14 protein-coding genes, 2 tRNA genes and 1 riboswitch are annotated in these 14,779 nt (G+C 69.3%); of the genes, 10 read left to right on the top strand and 6 right to left on the bottom strand.

All coding sequences use genetic code 11. From position 1 onward, the window contains the following. Positions 1–45 precede the first annotated feature (45 nt). The 7 genes from ACIBI9_RS06355 (at position 46) to ACIBI9_RS06325 (ending at position 6,547) form a co-directional block, all read left to right on the top strand. Positions 46–993: a Bug family tripartite tricarboxylate transporter substrate binding protein gene (locus tag ACIBI9_RS06355; RefSeq protein WP_397220892.1), complete on the top strand. Its 948-nt coding sequence runs from the start codon at positions 46–48 to the stop codon at positions 991–993. Between the two features lie 4 nt (positions 994–997). Next, positions 998–1,195: riboswitch (cobalamin riboswitch) on the top strand. 124 nt (positions 1,196–1,319) lie between these two features. Next, the gene (locus ACIBI9_RS06350) at positions 1,320–3,488 is read left to right on the top strand and encodes a ribonucleoside-diphosphate reductase subunit alpha (RefSeq protein ID WP_397220891.1); all 2,169 of its coding nucleotides are present in this window, start codon (positions 1,320–1,322) and stop codon (positions 3,486–3,488) included. 10 nt (positions 3,489–3,498) lie between these two features. Continuing rightward, on the top strand, positions 3,499–4,494 hold the full coding sequence (locus tag ACIBI9_RS06345; RefSeq protein WP_397220890.1) for a ribonucleotide-diphosphate reductase subunit beta: 996 nt from the start codon (positions 3,499–3,501) through the stop codon (positions 4,492–4,494). A gap of 17 nt (positions 4,495–4,511) precedes the next feature. Beyond that, positions 4,512–5,567: a mechanosensitive ion channel family protein gene (locus ACIBI9_RS06340; RefSeq protein WP_397220889.1), complete on the top strand. Its 1,056-nt coding sequence runs from the start codon at positions 4,512–4,514 to the stop codon at positions 5,565–5,567. A 167-nt stretch (positions 5,568–5,734) separates the two neighbouring features. Continuing rightward, a tRNA-Pro gene (locus ACIBI9_RS06335) sits at positions 5,735–5,810 on the top strand. 190 nt (positions 5,811–6,000) lie between these two features. Continuing rightward, a complete protein-coding gene (locus ACIBI9_RS06330) occupies positions 6,001–6,483 on the top strand; it encodes an HNH endonuclease (protein ID WP_397220888.1) in 483 nt (160 codons plus the stop codon). Further along, positions 6,460–6,547: transfer RNA gene (locus tag ACIBI9_RS06325), tRNA-Leu, on the top strand. The genes ACIBI9_RS06330 and ACIBI9_RS06325 overlap by 24 nt, the downstream gene beginning before the upstream one ends. 269 nt (positions 6,548–6,816) lie before the next feature. Here the strand turns inward: ACIBI9_RS06325 and ACIBI9_RS06320 are convergent. From ACIBI9_RS06320 to ACIBI9_RS06300, 5 genes are read right to left on the bottom strand one after another with little or no spacing between them, the layout of a single operon-like run. Further along, a complete protein-coding gene (locus tag ACIBI9_RS06320; protein ID WP_397220887.1) occupies positions 6,817–7,098 on the bottom strand; it encodes a hypothetical protein in 282 nt (93 codons plus the stop codon). Between the two features lie 26 nt (positions 7,099–7,124). Then, positions 7,125–7,337: a hypothetical protein gene (locus tag ACIBI9_RS06315; protein WP_397220886.1), complete on the bottom strand. Its 213-nt coding sequence runs from the start codon at positions 7,335–7,337 to the stop codon at positions 7,125–7,127. Between the two features lie 10 nt (positions 7,338–7,347). Continuing rightward, the gene (locus ACIBI9_RS06310) at positions 7,348–7,767 is read right to left on the bottom strand and encodes a Bax inhibitor-1 family protein (protein ID WP_397220884.1); all 420 of its coding nucleotides are present in this window, start codon (positions 7,765–7,767) and stop codon (positions 7,348–7,350) included. Beyond that, the gene (locus ACIBI9_RS06305; protein ID WP_397220883.1) at positions 7,764–7,994 is read right to left on the bottom strand and encodes a hypothetical protein; all 231 of its coding nucleotides are present in this window, start codon (positions 7,992–7,994) and stop codon (positions 7,764–7,766) included. Before ACIBI9_RS06305 ends, ACIBI9_RS06310 begins: the two co-directional genes overlap by 4 nt. Before the next feature lie 36 nt (positions 7,995–8,030). After that, a complete protein-coding gene (locus ACIBI9_RS06300) occupies positions 8,031–8,552 on the bottom strand; it encodes an NPP1 family protein (RefSeq protein WP_397221810.1) in 522 nt (173 codons plus the stop codon). 610 nt (positions 8,553–9,162) lie between these two features. Between ACIBI9_RS06300 and ACIBI9_RS06295 the strand changes: the two genes are divergently transcribed. Next, positions 9,163–9,315 carry a hypothetical protein gene (locus tag ACIBI9_RS06295; protein WP_397220882.1) on the top strand — a complete coding sequence of 51 codons (153 nt, stop codon included), beginning with the start codon at positions 9,163–9,165 and terminating at the stop codon, positions 9,313–9,315. A gap of 170 nt (positions 9,316–9,485) precedes the next feature. Here ACIBI9_RS06295 and ACIBI9_RS06290 read toward each other — a convergent pair whose 3' ends face one another. Beyond that, positions 9,486–12,149, bottom strand: coding sequence for an ATP-binding protein (locus tag ACIBI9_RS06290; protein WP_397220881.1), 2,664 nt, complete (start codon positions 12,147–12,149; stop codon positions 9,486–9,488). Positions 12,150–12,875: 726 nt separating this feature from the next. Between ACIBI9_RS06290 and ACIBI9_RS06285 the strand changes: the two genes are divergently transcribed. After that, positions 12,876–14,336 carry a dihydrolipoyl dehydrogenase family protein gene (locus ACIBI9_RS06285; protein ID WP_397220880.1) on the top strand — a complete coding sequence of 487 codons (1,461 nt, stop codon included), beginning with the start codon at positions 12,876–12,878 and terminating at the stop codon, positions 14,334–14,336. Between the two features lie 119 nt (positions 14,337–14,455). Then, on the top strand, positions 14,456–14,728 hold the full coding sequence (locus tag ACIBI9_RS06280; RefSeq protein WP_397220879.1) for a hypothetical protein: 273 nt from the start codon (positions 14,456–14,458) through the stop codon (positions 14,726–14,728). Positions 14,729–14,779 lie beyond the last annotated feature (51 nt).

Raw genomic sequence — 14,779 nt, 5'->3', positions numbered from 1 at the left:
TAACTTAGAGTAAGCGATGGCTCGCGAAGCTCGGGGGAGAGGCACATGCGCCGTCGGCGGTTCTTCGCATGGGGGCTGGGCCTGGCCGCGTGCGCGGCCGGCTGCGGGACGGAGCGCTTCGCAGGGAGCGCGGCGGGCGTGCGCACTCGGTTCTCGATCAATCCTCAGGGGCGCCGCTGGGCGCGCGTCGGGCAGGCGTTCGCGGGCGCGGCCCGGGCGGCCGGATACGAGACCAGCGGGGGCACCAGGATCATGCTGACCGGCCTGCCCGCACTGGCCGCCGCCGAGCTCAACAACGGCCAGACCCTCCTCGACACCACGACGCCTCTGTCCAGGCTCAGCGGCGAGGTCGAGGTCGTGGTCGTGCCCATCCCGTCACCGTTCGGGGACTTCGAGGCCTTCGGCGCGCACCTGCTCGCCCGTCCCGGCCAGACGCAGCTGGCGGGCGGGCCCCAGGGCGAGCCCGACCACCTGCTGTTCGGCCTGATCGCCAGGGGGCTCGGCGCCGACACCCGCCAGCTCGACTACACCGGCTACCCCAGCAGCCAGGAGGCCGTCACCGCGCTGCTGTCCGGCAAGGCCGCGGCGGCCACGGGCCCGCTGGCCGACTGGCGCGCGAGCATCAAGGCCGGCCGGGCCAAGGCGCTCGCGGTGTCCTCGGCCAGGCGGATGCCCGGCCTCGACGTGCCGACGCTGCTGGAGTCCGGCGTACGGGTCGACTTCGTGGACTGGGCGGCGGCCTTCGGGCCCGAACGCATGCCGGACGAGAGCCGCGAATCGGCCATCCGCATGTGCGAGGACGTGACCGGCTCGGCCGACTGGGAGGAGGCCTGCCGGTCCGCGGGCTGGATCTCGATCCCGCTCAGCGGCGCCGACTTCAAGCAGTGGCTGGGCTCCGAGGTCGAGCGCACCCGCGCCGTCCTGCGGGATCTCGGTCTGCTCGACACCACCAAGGCCACAACATGCTGGGGTAGTTGCGGGAACGGCCACTAGATGTAGGATCCTGCTCGTCGCTGGTTCGCCTCTCCGGAGGCGGAGCAAAAGGGAACCCGGTGTGATTCCGGGGCTGCCCCGCAGCGGTGAGCGGGAACGACCGCCGTCAAGTGCACTGGAGCGATCTGGGAAGCGACGGCCAGTAGGAGCGATTTGCGTGCGCCCGCGAGCCCGAAGACCTGCCAGCGGTGTGCCCGGGCCGCCCGCCCGGCACGAAGTGACCATGGCCTCGCGGGAGGGCCGGGGAGCGAAACGGCCTGGGGATGATCCGTGCCGCCGTGCTCTCGCGCGCCCTCACGGGGGACGAGCTCGCGAGGAGAGAGCACGTGACGCAGATCATCGAGGTCGACCGCCGTCTGGCCATCGAGGAGGCCGCCGCCCGGGTCATCGCCGACCCGGCCAACTCCCGGGTCGCCGCCCGCCTCCTGGCCGAGGAGATCGCCGACGAGGCCGCCGCGCACGGGGTGCGGACGTTCTCCGAGTCCATCGCCGCCACCCACGCGGCCGGGCTGATCCAGGACGGGCTGGCGGAGTTCGTGGCCGCGCACGCCGCCGAGCTGGACGCGCTGGTCTCCGCGGAGGCGGACGACCGGTTCGAGTATTTCGGGTTGCGCACCGTCTACGACCGCTACCTGCTGCGCCACCCCGAGACGCGGGCGGTGCTGGAGCGCCCGCAGCACTTCTTCCTCCGCGTGGCCTGCGGGCTGTCGGAGTCGGTCGCCGAGGCCGCCGAGCTCTACGCGCTCATGTCCACGCTGTCGTACCTGCCCAGCTCGCCCACGCTGTTCAACTCGGGCGCGCGCCGCCCGCAGCTGTCGTCGTGCTTCCTGCTCGACTCGCCGCGCGACGAGCTGGAGGCGATCTACGACCGGTACGGGCAGGTGGCGCGGCTGTCGAAGTACGCCGGAGGCATCGGCGTCTCCTGGACCCGGGTGCGCTCGCGCGGCTCCCTGATCCGGGGCACGAACGGCCACTCCAACGGCATCGTCCCGTGGCTGCGCACGCTCGACTCGTCCGTCGCGGCCGTCAACCAGGGCGGGCGGCGCAAGGGCGCGGCCTGCGTCTACCTGGAGACCTGGCACGCCGACATCGAGGAGTTCCTGGAGCTGCGCGACAACACCGGCGAGGACGCCCGCCGCACCCACAACCTGAACCTGGCGAACTGGGTGCCCGACGAGTTCATGCGCCGGGTGGAGGCGGACGAGGTCTGGTCGCTGTTCGACCCGAAGGAGGTGCCCGACCTCACCGACCTGTACGGCGACGCCTTCACGCAGGCGTACCGCGCGTACGAGGCCGCCGGGCGACATGTCCGGCAGATCCCGGCCAGGACCCTGTACGGCCGGATGATGCGCACGCTCGCCCAGACCGGGAACGGCTGGATGACGTTCAAGGACGCCGCCAACCGCACCTCCAACCAGACCGGCCGCCCCGGGAACGTCATCCACCTGTCGAACCTGTGCACCGAGATCCTGGAGGTCACCAGCGACGCCGAGACCGCGGTCTGCAACCTCGGCTCGATCAACCTGGCCGCCTGCCTTCTCGACGGCGGCGTGGACTGGGACCGGCTGCGCACCACCGTGCGCACGGCCGTCCGCTTCCTGGACCGGACCATCGACCTGGGCTTCTACCCGACTCCCGAGGCCGAGGCGGCGAACAAGCGCTGGCGGCCGATCGGGCTCGGCGTCATGGGCCTGGCCGACGTGTTCTTCACGCTGCGGCTGCCGTTCGACTCGCCCGAGGCGCTGCAGCTGTCCACCAGGATCGCCGAGGAGATCGCGCTGGCCGCGTACGACACCTCGGCCGACCTGGCGGCCGAGCGCGGCCGGCACCCTTCGTACGCGGAGACGCGGGCGGCCGGGGGAGTGCTGCACCCGGACCACTACGTCACGAGCACGCGGCGCTGGGACGCCGTGCGGGAGAAGGTCGCCCGCACCGGCCTGCGCAACTCGCTCATGATCGCCATCGCGCCCACCGCCACGATCGCCTCCATCGCCGGCTGCTACGAGTGCATCGAGCCGCAGGTGTCCAACGTGTTCAAGCGCGAGACGCTGTCGGGCGAGTTCCTGCAGGTCAACCGGTATCTGGTGGCCGATCTGCAGGCGCGCGGGCTGTGGACGCAGCAGCTGCGCGACGACATCAAGCGGGCCGACGGCTCGGTCCAGACGGTCCCCGGCATCCCCGACGACCTCAAGGTGCTCTACCGCACGGCCTGGGAGCTGCCGCAGAAGGCGCTGATCGACCTGGCCGCCGCGCGCCAGCCGTACATCGACCAGTCCCAGTCCCTGAACCTCTTCATGGCCAGCCCGACCATCGGCAAGCTCTCGTCGATGTACGCCTACGCCTGGAAGCGGGGCCTGAAGACGACGTACTACCTGCGCTCCCGGCCCGCCACCCGCATCGCCCAGACCACCGTCCAGGCGGCCCCCACGGAGGCTGCCGCGCAGGCGATCGCCTGCTCCCTGGAGAACCCCGAGACCTGCGAAGCCTGCCAGTAAGGAGACTGTTGTGCTGCTCGACCCCGGCATGGACCTCACCCTGCGGCCCATGCGCTACCCGGACTTCTACGAACGCTACCGCGCGGCCATCCGCAACACGTGGACCGTCGAGGAGGTGGACCTCCACTCCGACCTCGCCGACCTGGCCAAGATGACGCCGCAGGAGCGGCACCTGATCAACCGGCTGGTCGCGTTCTTCGCCACCGGCGACTCCATCGTGGCCAACAACCTCGTGCTCAACCTCTACCAGCACGTCAACGCCCCCGAGGCGCGCCTTTATCTCAGCAGGCAGCTGTTCGAGGAGGCCGTGCACGTCCAGTTCTATCTAACGCTGCTGGACACGTACCTGCCGGATCCCGCCGAAAGGGTGAAGGCCTTCGCCGCGATCGACCACATTCCCTCGATCCGCGACAAGGCGGAATTCTGCTTCAAGTGGATCGACTCGATCAACGCGTTGCAGCGCCTGGAGACGCGGGACGACCGGCGGCGCTTCCTCCTCAACCTCATCTGCTTCGCCGCCTGCATCGAGGGCCTGTTCTTCTACGGGGCCTTCGCGTACGTCTACTGGTTCCGCTCCCGGGGCCTGCTCGGCGGCCTGGCCACCGGGACGAACTGGGTCTTCCGCGACGAGTCCATGCACATGGAGTTCGCCTTCAGCGTGGTGGACACCGTGCGGGCCGAGGAACCCGACCTTTTCGACGAGGAGCTGGGCAAACAGGTTACCCTCATGGTGGAGGAGGCCGTGGCCGCCGAGCTGGCCTTCGCCGACGACCTCTGCGGGGACGGCATGCCCGGCATGGGGGTCGCACAGATGCGCCAATACCTGGAATACGTCGCCGACCAGCGGCTGGCCAGGCTGGGCCTGCCCACGAGGTACGGCTCGGCGAACCCCTTCGCGTTCATGGAGTTGCAGGACGTGCAGGAGCTGGCCAATTTCTTCGAACGGCGGGTCTCTGCGTATCAAGTGGCAGTTGAGGGCAATGTGACCTTTGACGAGACTTTCTAGACATTGGGGGCATAGGCGTGCAGTCTCCAGCAGGCTGGCCGATTCTCGTGATCTCGGTGATCGGCTCGATCCTCCTGGTTGAGGTGGTACGGAGGGTGCTGAACAGGGTCGGACGCAAATGGTCGCTCGCCCGGCACCTGGTGGAGCACTGCACGTGGGCCGCGTTCACGGTGGCGGCAGTGGTGGCCTTCAACCTGGTGTTCGCGCCGGGCATGTTCGGCTCGACCCCGGACGCGAAGGCCGTCGCGGCGACCGTGAACCGGGTGCTCGGCCTCGTCACCATCGGCGCCGTCACCTGGCTCATCGTGCAGGCCACGTACGCGCTGACGGACGTGGTGCTCGAGCGGCTGGTGCGGGTCGAAGGGGAGCGCAACCGCCGGGCGCGGCGGCTCATGACGCAGATCGGGCTGGTCCGCCGCATCGCCGCCGCGGTCATCATCGTCATCGCGATCGGCGCGATGCTCTTCTCGTTCCCGGCGGTCCGCGCGCTCGGCGCGGGCATCCTGGCCTCGGCGGGCATCGCCGGCGCCATCGTCGGCATCGCCGCCCAGCCCACCATCGGCAACGCCCTCGCCGGCCTCCAGTTGGCCTTCAGCGACGCGCTCCGGCTCGACGACGTGGTCGTCGTGGAGAAGGAATGGGGCCGGATCGAGGAGCTGACGCTCACCTACGTGGTGCTGCGCCTGTGGGACGAGCGCCGCCTGGTCCTGCCGGTGTCGTACTTCACCCAGAACCCGTTCGAGAACTGGACCCGGCACGGCAGCCGCGTCCTCGCCGTCGTGTTCCTGCGCGTGGACTGGTCGGTGCCGGTGCCCAAACTCCGGGAGGCGCTGTACGAGTTCCTGCAGGGCAACCCGCTGTGGGACCAGAAGGACTGGACGCTCCAGGTCACCGACGTGCTGCCGAACGGCCTGGTGGAACTGCGCGCCCTGATGAGCGCCGCGGACTCGCCGTCCTCGTGGGACCTCAAGTGCGACGTACGCGAGTTCCTGGTCAACCACGTCAGGGACAACTACCCCGAGTCCCTGCCCCACTTCCGCGTGGAGACCCCGGAATCGCGCGCGCAGAAATAAATATGTGGCACGGTCGTCGATCACTCCTTTACCGTGGACTTGTCCAGCCGCACGAAAGAAAGGCAGCGAAGTGAGCTACCCCCGACTGTGGCGAGGGCTTTCCGGATAACCGACCGATTATCGGAAAGCCGTCTCGGAGTGCACCGAGGCGGCTTATTTGTTGACGACCGAGTGTGGGGCAGTTTGGTCAGCCCGCCTGCCTTGGGAGCAGGAGCACCGCAGGTTCGAATCCTGCCACTCGGACAGCGGTCCTGAATGAAGAGGGCCGCGGGCCACGGCCTGACCGGCGGGATTGGCGCCCCCCGGCCGGACCCGGCCCCCGCCCCGGGCCGGCCTACGCCAGCCAAGCCCGGGGCCCAGCCGCTCTGGCCCAACAGGCAGAGGCGCCGTCATTAAAAATGCACCATAATTAGGGTATGCCTGCTCGCCGCACTTGGACGGACGAGCGCTCATCGAAGCTGTAGCGCTGTCGAAGCCTGCCGCTGAAGTTCATCGCCGTCTCGGGCTTAAGGCCGCTGGAGGCACGAAAACAGGTATCGACCGACATATCGCACGCCTGAGGCTCGACACCACGCATTTCAGGGGCCAGGGGTGGTCCAAGGGCACCGCGAAGCGTCCCGAGGAATTCGAGGCAGACATTCGACCGCTTCTCCGTAAGGGGCCGCGCATCGGGCACCTGCGTGATCGTCTGATCAAGGCGGAGTTGAAGCGGGCCCAGTGCGAGGAGTGCGGTATCACCGAATGGTGTGGTCAGCCAGCACCTCTGCAAGTTGACCACATCGACGGAGACTGGATGAACAACGAGCTGGATAACCTGCGGATCCTGTGCGCTAACTGCCACATGCTGACGGAGACGCGGGGGCACAAGAACGGCCGGCGTAGGCCGGTTCAGGCGCTTGTGGCGGAACTTCGGTAGACGCGCTGGACCCAGGATCCAGTGCTCCGCAAGGAGCGTGGGGGTTCGACTCCCCCCGAGCGCACGCACGTCCAGGAGGCGGAGGTTCAGGGTTCGAATCCCTGGAGCGGCACATAACGGGACCCAGAGGAGAAGGGCCGCGTCGAGATCCCTTCTGGCCAGGAAGTTCCTGCCTCGCCTGTGACGCCCACGCTGACGCGGAGATCGGCATCAGGTGTTCATCAGTGCCAGGATCGTCGAGTGGCATCTCGGCAAGTTCGGCATCGCCTCCCGCCGGGAGCCCGGCGTCGCGCCAGCCGGGCACGAGCCGGCGATCCTGTCGGCCTGACCTGCTCACCTCGCGGTCAGGGGCTGCAGCAGGAGTCCCTTCCTGGACCGCCGGACGCGGGCGCGGTGACGGTGCCGTCCCGGGTTGGTGCAGTTGGCGATGACCTTGACCGGCCAGTGGCCTGACCGCACGACCACCGTGCCGAGTGGCGCGCCGCAGGCCTCGCATGCCGTGTCCGCGGCGATGACCTCATAGGCGATCTCGATGAGCCAGCGGTCAGCGTGGGTCGGCCCCGTGCCGTCGAGGAACCAGCCGGTCAGTTCCACCGGCGGGGTGACGTTCGCCATGAGCATTGCTTGGAGAAGGATCCACTTCATGACGCGCCCGCGCGGTCGGCCAGTAGTTCGGGGGCGGCGGCTTCTTGCGAGCGGGCCGCCGGTACCCGGACTCCCTGGAGTTGGAGCTGCGGTTCCAGGCGGCTGACGGCGTTGGGCGAGACGAGCGCCGCCAGGCCGTTGGTGCGCAGCAGGCCCGTGATCAGCTTGGCCTCGGCGCGGCTGTCCTCGATTGCGATGGGGACGCTCATGCTCTCCCTGCTAGTCATTGCGCGAGAAGATCTGTGTGAAGAACAGGAACACGTTCAGGACGTCGAGGAAGATCGACGCCGCCAGCAGCGGCGCGGAATCGATGTCTGTTGATCGGCGCAGCCGCTGGAAGTCGACCATTGTGAGGCCCGCGAAGATCACCAGCCCGAGGATGGAGTAGATCAGGTCACCGTCCGGGATGTCGACGAACACGAGCACGAGGCCGAAGACAATGAGGGCCGGCAACGCCCAGAAACCGATCTTCGCGAGATCGCGCCGGGTGGCGTATCCGACGGCGCCGAACCCGGCGACGAACAGCGCGGTCGCCCCGCCCGCCTGCCACAGCGCCCGCGGATCCGCGCCGGCGTACGTGGCGAGCACAGGTGCCGTTGCCAGCCCGACCAGCAGGCCGAACGCGGCCAGCAGCGTCACCGTCCACGGCGTCGATTTCCGTAGGTGACCTGCATGCCGATCAGGCTGCCGACCGCGGCGATGAGGGCGATGATGCCGAGGCCGCCCGGCAGGCCGCGGCCCGCGTAGGCGCCGAGCGCGAACAGCCCGGCCGTGGCCGCCACGTATCCCATCGTCTGCGCGAACAGCGTGTGCGTCCGGTCGCGCCTGGCGGTTCCCGCCGCTCCGAAGCTCAGTGATTCGCTCACGAGCCATACCCCCTTCTTGAAAGACTCTGACTGTGCTCACCGTCGCACCGACCGGATCGGGTCGAGCCTGTGACGACCCCCGGCCGGCACCCGGGTCCTGAGTACGGGTCGCACGGGTGCGGATGAGCGTTGCGTGGCCCTTTCGGCCACAATCGGCGGTCGCCACCAGGTCGGGCGGGGCGATCGCCTCCCCACCCGGCGGTCGCGACGCCCGCACTGAGGTGGCCGGCTCGCGGCGGCCAAGCCTGCGGGCATCCCTTTCGGCCTGTACGGTTCATGACCTCGGTGCCGATCTGAATGGTGGCGCGGCCGAAGCCGGTGTGGTGGGTGCCGCTCGGGTCGAAGCGGCCGTAGGTCTCCCACCAGTCGTGCCGCGGGTGTAAGACGCACTGGACGGTGTTGTTCTGCGTTGTTCTGCACCCACACGACGATGTGCTCGATGTCGTGGCGGTGGCCGCAGCCGTCCACGGTCCGATCCTTGTCGAAGTAGCTGCGCCGCCTAGGTGCAGGCCCGGGTCGACGTAGCCCGGCAAGGTGAGGGCCGCCGTGGCGTAGCAGCCGTCCTGGCCGTAGTCGGAGAAAGCCTGTTCCAGGCCGCTGCCGTTCTGCGACATCTTCGGTATGACGTCATCGGAGTCCCTTTCCTCGGGAGTTGCTCTGCCTCCAGGAGGGTAGGTCTGGGACTTCGCGTTGCTCTTGCGTCAATTGACTTCTTCCATGTACTGATCCGTGGTCGAAGGCGTGTAGCTGGGCGCGGGTGGTGGTGCCCAGCCCCTGCGCGGCCAGCCGGATGACCTGACGCTCCTGCGCCGTGAGCCCGTCCAGCGCGGTGCCGCGCCGCGGCCGTGGCCACGGTTCGATCTGTCCCGGTTCCTCGAAGGAGTCGATGAGGAGAATCGCGCCGGGGTGTTCTTCTGCGAACTGCTGGAGGTGTTCGCGCGCTCGGGCGGTGGCCGAGCTGTGGAGGTGACGCACCCGCCTGCCCGTGGCGCTTCTTTCGCGAGAATGCCCGGATCGCAGAAGGCGGATCCGCCGGGTTCAACCTGGCTGCCGTCACATGACGCTGTGCGTGTACGTCATGCGCGACCTTGGTCCCCGGCGGCGCAAGCCATACAGAGCGTGTCAGTAGGGTCGGTCACTACTCAGGTTCAAGGAGTCGTTGTCCGGGGTGAGCTTTGGGTTGCTGGGGCGGATCAGGGTCTCGAGCGGCGTCCTGGCCGACGGCGGTACGGCCGGGCTGGGCGTCGAGGCGATCGCCGAACTGACGCGCGCGACGGCGGAACCCTATCGCGAGCGGTTGTGGGAGTTGCTGATCTGTTGAGTATGCGGGCGAGATCGGCCCGGGAGCTCACCCCCCCAGCTTGGGGAAGATCCGGTGCAGGTGGGTGCCGACAGCGCGGTGGAAAGGTACAGCCGTTGCCCGATCTTCCGGTTCGGGCTCGGCTCTCCCGCGCTCAGCCACCTGAACGCCCGAGGCCGCGGTTCGGCGCATCAGTCCTTCGACGCCGTGACGCGGTCGCGGCGGTTCATGGCGTCCCGGAGGGCCGCGCGGGTGGTGACACCCAGTTTTGGGAAGACCCGGTACAGATGGGAGCTGACGGTACGCGGTGACAGGCGTAGCCGTGCGCCGATCTGCTTGTTGGTGAGGCCGCTGGCGGCGAGGTCGGCGATTCGCCGTTCCTGCCAGGTCAGCGACGTGTACGGGGTGGAGACCGGCGGTGCTGCTCCGATGATCCGCAGTTCGATGCCGGCCCGCTCGGCCCAGGCGGCGGCACCGAGCCGTTCGAAGGTCTCGGCGGCGTGGGTGAGGAGCGACTGGGCGGCGGAGCGTTCGCGCGTGTGGCGCAGGCGGATCCCATGGGCCAGCTGGATCCGCGCCATTTCGAACGGAAACCGCGCGGCCGCCGGATGGGATGTGGCCCGCGCGAACATGTCGGCGGCCTCCCGCTCGGAGCCCGCGGTCATCGCGAGCGCCCCGTAGCACGTCAGGGCGAGGCGCGGGGAGAGGTCGGCGAAGCCCGCGTCGCGGGCGGCGAGGGCGTGGCGGCGGGCCTGTTCGGTGCGGCCGGTGTGCAGGGCCGCCTCGATGAGGTCGAGGAGGGTCCGTGATGCCGGGCCGCAGTAGGGCCGGAACGTACCCGGTGTCGTGATGTCGACCGCGTGGCGGTACGCGGCCTCGTAGTCGCCCGAGCTCAACGCGGCCGTCATGGCGATGGAGTCGGCGAGGTCGGTGACGAAGCCGATGCCGCGCGGTCTGGCCCAGGCGTCGATCTCTGCCCGCAGTTCGAGTGCCCGGGCGATCTGGCCACGCAGCGCCGCGAGCTGCGCCAGATGGGCACGTGTCTGGTGGGCGAGCAGATGACTGCCGTGCTCGATCTCCAGAGCCAGAGCCCGTTCTCCAGTCCGCACAGCGGCGTCCCAGTCGCCGGACCCCATCTGGTCCAGCATGATCATCGTCAGCATGAGCATGCCGCTGAACATGGTGCCGGTCGCCAGTTCGCGATCCACGACGCGTTCCAGATGAGGTCGGTACTGACTGACGATATCGAGGTGGTAAGCCGCGGTCGCCAGGCGGGTGACATCCCAGGGCTCCCGGTCGCGCAGGTTCGCCGCAGCCCGCTCCAGAGGCCCGGCCCAGCCACGCCCGTGCAGGACCACGTCGCTCCAGGTGTTGCTGTAGATCTGTGTCTGCTCGGTGACGAGACCGCCGAGGGACGCGAGCATCCTATGAGTCTCGTTCCACATGGCGGGGTCGGCGGCGTACTGGTTGACGGCGAGCAGGAGGACTTGCAGGCGGGCGAGGGTCTCGGTGGACCCGCCTTCCAGGCCCTCGATCGCCGCCATCACCTGTCGGTGGGCGGAGCGCGCGTCACCGCCCTCGAAGAACGCCTGGTGGATGGCGTTGACGGTCGCGTCCGGCCCGGAGGTGAGATGGGCCGGGGGAAGCTCACTGCCGGGCCGGGCCGCGTATCCGGAGAGGAACGTCGCGTAGCTGAGCCGCCGGGTCTGTTCCACGGCGTCCTCGCTCAGCTCGGCGGCACGGGTCAGCCAGCCGACGGCGGTGATGGCGCCGCCGTGGCGGATCGCCGAATCGGCCGCGGCCTCCAGCGCCTGGGCGGCCTCCTCGTCGGGTGCGACACAGGCCGCGGCCAGATGCGTCGCACGCCGTTCGAGGTCGTCTCGGTGGACGTCCGCGAGCGCGCGATGCGCCGCCCGGCGCTGCTCGGGAGTTGCCATCTGCACGACACTCGACCGGACCAGCGGATGCCGGAAGGTGATGTCCCCGGTGATCGGTTCGGTGTCCAGCAGGCCGCACGCCACCGCCTCGTCGACGTTCCGCATCTGGTGGCGCGGCTTCGGCCCTCCGTCGCCCGGCCGGGTCCCGACACCGTCGAGCGCGCCCATCAGCAGTTCCATCCGGGCCGGGTCACTGAGCGCGGCGATGCGGGAGCCGTACAGTTGGTGCAGCCTCCGTGGCAGTCCCGCGGCGCCGGCCTGGGACGGTAGTTCCAACAGCGCGAGGGGGTTGCCGAGAGCCTGGTCCAGCACCCATTGGCGCACCCGCTCGTCAAGGGAAGGGTGGTGCTGGTCGAGCAGGCGCACCGCGTCCTCGTCGGCGAGCGGGCCGACCGATATCTCGGGCAGCACCGCCGTGTCGAACCGGGAGACAACCTCGTCCCGGACGGCGACCAACAGCTTCACCGGGACGCCGCCGATCCGGCGCCCGACGAAGCCGAAGACGTCGGCGCTGGAATCGTCGAGCCACTGGCCGTCATCGAGGGTCACCAGCAGAGGACGTCGCGTGGCGATGTCCGACAGCAGTTCGAGCACCGCGATGCCGAGTGTCATCAACGAGGGAGGATCGTCGGCTCGCCGGCCGGTGACCGCGTCGAGCACCGTGCGGCTGTCGTCGTGCAGCGGGAGCAATTGGTAGAGGAACTGGTGCAGCCCGGAATAGGGCAGTTCGGACTCGACCTCGACCCCGGTGATCTGGATCACGAGGTGGCCGTCCCGGACGGCCAGCTCCGCCGCTTCCTCGAGCAGAGCACTCTTGCCCACTCCCGCCTCGCCCCGCACGACGAGCACCCGGCTGGCAGTGGACTTCACCATCCCGGAGATCTCCTCCTGCTCACGATCCCTACCGATGATCACCATCGCTGACTCCCCGTTCTCCTGACCTGCCTAGTGATCAGCTTTGCTCGGCAGGAGGCCTCGGAGCCCCAGGGAGTATCCCTGGGCTGCTCCCCGGGGGGCACGGGACTGCGCCGGGCTTGGCGCTCGTGGATCGGGCATCCCCCTTGAGCCGGTGGGCCACCCGCCCACCGGTGGTACTCCGGGCACCTGGAACGTGCCCGCCGGGCGGCTCACCGCAGTCACCGACTCCGCCTCCACCCTGCATCGGTCCGTCACCAGGCGCTCGGTCGTTCCGGCTCTCGTCTGACTCGCCGTCAGATGACGGATGTGCGCGATCAGGGCACAGCCGAAGGTGGGAGCGTCTGACCGCTTACTCGGAAGGCGAACCCCATGAACAACCAGTACAGGCGGCCACTCGCCTGGGCCGCCGCGATAGTCTTACGCTCACATCGACGGGCCCGTCAGCCTCGTCGGACACTCCTGCGGCGGTAGCGTCATCAGCGCGGCCCCCGACCCGTCCGCGGCGGCTACGGCGCCATCCAGGTGACCCCGCAGGGCTCCGCTTGGTCGATCATCCGGCCCGGTTTCCACGCCGAGCGTGCCAGTTACGGCTCGTTCGCCTCTCTTCACGACCCCGACGGGAACCAGCGGTTCCTCCAGGAGATCACCCAGCACTCCCGACCGCTGAACCGCTGTCCCCCATGGGGAGGGCGGACCACCGCCTTCCCCGTCCACTTTGGAGATCCTGTGCGCATTTTCGACGTCGTCATCATCGGCGCCGGACCGGTCGGCGAGAACGTCGCCGCCCAGACGGCCGCCGCCGGGCTGAACACCGTCATCGTGGAAGCCGAACTGGTCGGCGGAGAATGCTCCTATTGGGCGTGCGAACCCAGCAAAGCGCTGCTACGGCCGGTCCTGCTGCACGCCGAGGCACGCGGCATGCCCGGCATCGACCCGGGTCTACTGGACGTCGAAGCCGTCCTGCGGCATCGCGACCGAATGTCCGGTGGCTGGAACGACCAGCCTCAGGCGCAATGGCTGGAGCGGGCGGGCATCACTCTGGTCCGCGGGCACGGACGGCTGTCCGGGCCACGGATCGTGGAGGTGACCAGTGCGGACGGCGCGATCCTACGGCTGGCGGCCCGGCACGCCGTGGCCGTGTGCACAGGTACCCGCGCCGCCCTCCCCCCGCTGCCGGACCTCGCCGCCCTGCGGTCCTGGACCAGCCGCGAAGCCACCAGCGCCACCCGGGTCCCGCCCCGGCTGGCCATCGTCGGCGGGGGCGTCGTCGCCGTTGAGATGGCCACCGCCTGGCAGGCCCTCGGCTCGCAGGTCACCCTCGTCGTCCGGGAGTCCGGGCTGCTTCCCCGGATGGAACGTTTTGCCGCCGACCTGGTCACCGACGCGCTCCGTGCCTCGGGCGTCGATCTGCGGTTCGACACGACCCTCGTCGCCGCGACCCGCGCCACCGACGTCCGGCTCGCATTGTCCGACGGAGAGGTGCTCCATGCCGATGAACTCCTGCTGGCGACCGGCCGCGCTCCCCGCACCGACGACCTCGGCCTGGAGACCGTCGGCTTGCGCCCTGGTATCTGGCTGCAGAGCGACGACACCTACACCGTGCCCGGCGTCACCGGCGATTGGCTGTATGCCGTCGGTGACGTCAACCAGCGCGCCCTCCTCACCCACCAGGGCAAGTACCAAGCGAGGATCGCCGGTACGGTCATCGCCGACCGCGCCCGCAACCATCCCCTTGACCGCAGCCCGTGGAGCCGCCACACCGGAACGGCCGACCATGTCGCCGTCCCCCAGGTCCTCTTCACCGAACCCGAGGTCGCCTTCGTCGGCCTCACCGCCGCCGATGCCGCGCGTCTGGGCAGGGATGTCGACATCGTCGACTACGACCTCGGCCTCGTTGCTGGCGCCCACCAGCACAGCCCCGGTTATCGGGGCCATGCCCGTATCCTCCTCGACCCTGCCCGCGGCACCCTTCTGGGCGCGACCTTCGTCGGCCGTGGCGTCGCCGAACTTCTCCAGTCCGCGACGTTCGCCATCACCGGCGAGATCCCGCTGGACCGCCTCTGGCACGCCGTCCCGGCCTTCCCGACGCTCAGCGAGGTCTGGCTCCGTCTCCTCGAAACCTACCGGGACACCACCGCCCCCCTGTGCAGCGCTACGAGCCTCCCGGACCCGCGGAGAAGTGGCTGATCGAGACCGTCTATGAGACGGTCGCCGCCGAAAACCGCCCACCGCCACCGTGCCGACGTCTTCCGCACCCCGGACGGCCTCCACACCGACCCTCTCATCCGCGCCTAGTTGGAGCCCCCATGAAAGTGATCTTCGACTCCGTCCACGACCTGGCCGACGCGCTCCGCCGCGCCGCCGAAGCCCACGTTTCCGACTCCGGCCCAGACCTCGGTTCCGACTGGCCCGTTTGGTACGCCCACCACATGGCCGCCTTCAACGGCTTCGGCCGTTTCACTCATCTCCCCGAGCCGGTTCGCCTGGAGGACACGATCGCCACCTACCCCGCGGCTTCTCCGCCCGGCTCCGACGGCGGCCACGAATTCGTCCTCCGCCACACGTCTCCGGACTCGTGACCATCGACCCGCCGACGCCGTGTCCGGATCACCGACGCCCCCTTGGAGCTT

The organism is Nonomuraea sp. NPDC050451 (genome assembly GCF_044458585.1).
Note: the sequence above shows the minus strand (reverse complement) of the source record. Positions and strands in the feature narration are given on the sequence as shown.